The organism is Winogradskyella pelagia (genome assembly GCF_017581965.1).
Classification (GTDB): domain Bacteria; phylum Bacteroidota; class Bacteroidia; order Flavobacteriales; family Flavobacteriaceae; genus Winogradskyella; species Winogradskyella pelagia.
In genome coordinates, this window is record NZ_JAGEVF010000044.1 from 1 (window position 1) to 680 (window position 680).

Here is a 680-nt window from a genome sequence, read left to right on the forward strand (position 1 = left end):
ACCTTAGACCCTTTGCCTACACAATCCAACAATGGTATATCTGGCAGCTGGTCGCCAGCCTTGGATAATACGGTTAGTACAACTTATACGTTTACTCCAAACACAGGAGAATGTGCAGCTAGCACAACGCTTTTCATAGAGGTAGAACCAAATGTGGTTCCTACTTTTAATCAAGTCCCTGCAATATGCGTGGGCGAGAATTTAACTGAATTACCAACGACATCCTTAAATGGAATAGTAGGGACGTGGTCTCCAGCCCTTAATAACACAGTAACAACCACCTATACATTTACTCCGGACAATTCTTGTGCAACTAGTGCCACCTTAGAAATAGTGGTTAATCCATTACAGTTTCCAGAATTTGATGCAGTAGCACCTATTTGTGAAGGTGATGCCTTGGCGCCACTACCAATAACATCTAATGATGGAATAACCGGTTCTTGGTCGCCAGCCTTAAATAATTTAGCAACGACTACATACACATTTACACCAGGTCCTGGTCAAGACTGTGCCCAAGAGGTAACTTTGGAAATCGTGGTTAATCCATTGATTGACCCATTATTCGATTCCATAGACCCTATCTGCGAGGGTGATACCTTAGACCCTTTGCCTACACAATCCAACAATGGTATATCTGGCAGCTGGTCGCCAGCCTTGGATAATACGGTTAGTACAACTTA

1 pseudogene is annotated in these 680 nt (G+C 43.1%); it reads left to right on the plus strand.

What is annotated here, in order from left to right:
• Positions 1–680, plus strand: a pseudogene (locus J4050_RS15180) (gliding motility-associated C-terminal domain-containing protein); the annotation flags it as partial.